General features: G+C 62.1%; 4 protein-coding genes. All 4 read right to left on the bottom strand.

The window, feature by feature from the left end:
• The coding region (locus tag B4A72_RS12855) for an ATP-binding cassette domain-containing protein (RefSeq protein WP_292978761.1) at positions 1–252 on the bottom strand (252 nt) is incomplete at its 3' end.
• Positions 253–261: 9 nt separating this feature from the next.
• Positions 262–1,086 carry a carbohydrate ABC transporter permease gene (locus B4A72_RS12850; protein ID WP_292952368.1) on the bottom strand — a complete coding sequence of 275 codons (825 nt, stop codon included), beginning with the start codon at positions 1,084–1,086 and terminating at the stop codon, positions 262–264.
• Positions 1,087–1,095: 9 nt separating this feature from the next.
• Complete coding sequence (locus tag B4A72_RS12845) at positions 1,096–1,965, bottom strand: carbohydrate ABC transporter permease (protein ID WP_292952371.1); 870 nt, start codon at positions 1,963–1,965, stop codon at positions 1,096–1,098.
• 99 nt (positions 1,966–2,064) lie between these two features.
• The coding region (locus tag B4A72_RS12840) for an extracellular solute-binding protein (protein ID WP_292978759.1) at positions 2,065–2,946 on the bottom strand (882 nt) is incomplete at its 5' end.

Here is a 2,946-nt window from a genome sequence, read left to right as displayed (position 1 = left end):
ATAGGACTGGAACACCATCGCCAGCCCGCGTTTCGCCGGCGAGGCATCCGTGGCATCGGTGCCGTCGATCAGGATGCGCCCGCCGCTGACATCTTCCAGCCCCGCGATCAGGCGCAGCAGGGTGGACTTGCCGCAGCCCGAGGGCCCCACGAAGACCACGAATTCGCCGTCCTCGATGGTCAGGTCCAGCGGCGGGATAACCTCGACCTCGCCGAACCGCTTGGCCACCTCTTCCAGGGTGATCTGTCCCATCGTGGTCTCCTATTTCACCGCGCCGAAGGTCAGGCCGCGGACAAGTTGTTTCTGGCTGAACCAGCCCAGGATCAGGATCGGGGCGATCGCCATGGTCGATGCCGCCGAAAGTTTCGCCCAGAACAGCCCCTGCGGGCTGGAGAACGAGGCAATGAAGGCCGAGAGCGGCGCGGCATTGGTGGTGGTCAGCTGGATCGTCCAGAACGCCTCGTTCCAGGCCAGGATGATGTTCAAAAGCAGGGTCGAGGCGATGCCCGGCACCGCCATCGGCGTCAGCACATACAGGATCTCGTCCCGCAGGCTGGCGCCGTCCATCCGCGCGGCTTCCAGGATCTCGCCCGGAATCTCGCGGAAGTAGGTATAGAGCATCCAGACCACGATCGGCAGGTTCATCAGCATCAGCACGATGACCAGCCCGGTCCGGGTGTCCATCAGCCCGGTGCGCAGGAAGATCAGATAGATCGGCACCAGCACCGCGACGGCCGGCATCATCTTGGTGGACAGCATCCACATCAGGATGTCCTTGGTGCGCTTGGTGGGCGAGAAGGCCATTGCCCAGGCCGCCGGAATCGCCACGATCAGCGCCAGCAGCGTCGAGCCGACCGCGATCACGACCGAGTTGGAAAACGGCCGCCAGTAGTTGTTCTGGCTCTGCACCGCCTCGTAACTGGACAGGCTGAAGGAGGGGATCAGGTTGAAGCCGGAAATCGCCTCCTGCTCGGTCTTCAGGCTGGTGATGATCGTGTAGAGGATCGGAAAGAAGATGATCAGCGCCACCGACCAGGCGGCGATGGTCCAACCGATCTTCGCGTTTCTGGAAACCGCGCGTGCCATGATGTCCCCTCAGTCCAGGTTCCGGCCGACGGCGCGCATCAGGAAGATGGCGACGATATTGGCCAGGATGACGGCGATGATCCCGCCCGCCGCGGCGCCGCCGATGTCGAAGTTCAGCCGGGCGGCGCGGTAGATCAGGAAGGTCAGGTTGGTCGAGGCGAAACCCGGTCCGCCATTGGTGGTCACCAGGATTTCCGCGTAGATCCCCAGCAGGAAGATGGTCTGGATCAGGATGACCACGGTGATTGCGCGGGCCATATGCGGCAGCACCAGATGGATGAAGCGGCTGATTGCGGGCGCTCCGTCCATTTCCGCGGCCTCCATCTGCTCGCCATCCAGCGATTGCAGCGCGGTCAGCAGGATCAGCGTTGCGAAGGGCAGCCATTGCCAGGCGACGATGATGATGATCGACAGCAAAGGAAATTGCGCGAACCAGTCCACCGGGCTTGCGCCAAAGAACTTGGCGATGTCGGCGAACACCCCGTAGCTGGGATGCATGATCATGTTTTTCCAGATCAGGGCCGCGACCGGCGGCATGACGAAGAAAGGGCTGATCACCAGGATCCGCACGATACCCTGTCCGAAGATCGGCTTGTCGATCAGCATGGCGATGCCGATGCCGCCGCAGACGGTGATCAGCAGGACGCCCAGGACCAGCACGATCGTGTTCCAGATCGATTCAAGGAAGGCCGGATCGGTGTAGAAATATTGATAGTTGAACCAGCCCGCCCAGCTTGTGACACTGGGATTGAGCAGGTTGTAGTTCAGGAACGAATAGTAAAGCGTCATTCCCAGCGGGATTACCATCCAGATCAGCAAAAGGATGATCGCTGGTGCGCGCATCAGCCGCGCGAGGCTGGCGGTCTGGCGTGTTGCCATGATCTTGCTCCTCCTCGGGCGGCGGGGCCACGCGGCCCGCGCCTTCCCCCCATTCCTTGTCGCGCCGCCCGGACGGGCCGGACGGCGCTATTTCAAAGCCTACTTGATGTAGCCCGACCGCGTCATCTCGCGGGTGGTATTGGACTGCGCAGCGGCCAGGGCGTCCTCGGCCGACATCTGCCCGGCCAGTGCGGCCGAGAATTGCTGGCCCACCGCCGTGCCGATCCCCTGGAATTCCGGGATCGCGACAAATTGCCCCCCCGTATAGGGAATATCCTGAACCGAGGATTTCTGCGTATTCGCCGAATCGATGGATTTCAGCGTCATCGCGGCGAAAGGCGCCTCTTTCTGGTATTCGGGATTCTCATAAAGCGAGGTCCGCGTGCCCGGAGGTGCGGCGCGCCAGCCATCCTTGCTGGCAACCAACTCGGTATAGCCCTTCGATGTTGCCCAGGCGATGAACTGCTTCGCCGCATCCTGTTGCTTCGACGAGGCCGGGATCGCCAGGCTCCATGCCCACAGCCAGTTGCCGTGATTGTCCACGCCTTCCTTGTTGGGGAATTGCGCGAAGCCCACGCTGTCGGCCACTTTAGAGTTTTCCGGGTCGGTCACGAAGCTGGCGGCGACGGTCGCGTCGATCCACATGCCGCATTTTCCCTGCTGGAACAGCGACAGGTTCTCGTTGAAGCCGTTGGACGAGGCACCCGGCGGACCGTAATTGGTCATCAGGTCCAGATAATCGGTCAATGCCGCCTTCCATTCCGCGCTGTCGAATTGCGGTTTCCAGTCCATGTCGAACCAGCGCGCGCCATAGCTGTTGGCCATTGCGGTCAGGAAGGCCATGTTCTCGCCCCAGCCGGGCTTGCCGCGCAGGCAGATGCCGTAGGTTTCATTGGCCTTGTCGGTCATCTTTTCGGCGGCGGTCTTGATATCGGCCCAGGTCGGGCTGTCGGGAATGGTGACACCGGCCTTTTCGGCCAG

Source organism: Paracoccus sp. UBA5162, assembly GCF_002413585.1.
In the GTDB taxonomy this organism is placed as follows: Bacteria; Pseudomonadota; Alphaproteobacteria; order Rhodobacterales; family Rhodobacteraceae; genus Paracoccus.
Note: the sequence above shows the minus strand (reverse complement) of the source record. Positions and strands in the feature narration are given on the sequence as shown.

Bases quoted from the DNA above. Each gene is read 5' to 3' on its own strand.
- B4A72_RS12850 (WP_292952368.1), bottom strand. From the start codon at position 1,086: ATGGCACGCGCGGTTTCCAGAAACGCGAAGATCGGTTGGACCATCGCC.
- B4A72_RS12845 (WP_292952371.1), bottom strand. From the start codon at position 1,965: ATGGCAACACGCCAGACCGCCAGCCTCGCGCGGCTGATGCGCGCACCA.